We start from the raw sequence: 252 nt of genomic DNA on the forward strand, positions 1-252 counted from the left end.
TCGCCGCAACATGCGCCGCCCAGAATTGCATGTCCTTTTTCATCCTTGTCCCACATAAAATTAGATGGGGAAAGAATGCTGCAGCCGCAGCTATGCCACAAGTCTGGGGTTTATGGCGCGCTTACGTTACAAGACCAGTTGGAATGGGTACAAGCTGCACATTGATACTGCCGATTGTGGCGTTCCCATCGCCGCCTTGCTGTGTTCTGCGTCGATGCATGACAGCCGCGCCGCCGTGCCGCTGTCGCACAT

Annotated in this window: 1 pseudogene; it reads left to right on the forward strand. The window is 55.2% G+C overall.

Annotated features, from left to right (window positions below):
* Positions 1–127: 127 nt before the first annotated feature.
* Positions 128–252 (forward strand): annotated as a pseudogene (locus F2P44_RS34805) (IS5/IS1182 family transposase); the annotation flags it as partial.

This window comes from Massilia frigida, from assembly GCF_011682175.1.
Lineage (GTDB): Bacteria > Pseudomonadota > Gammaproteobacteria > Burkholderiales > Burkholderiaceae_D > Telluria_A > Telluria_A frigida.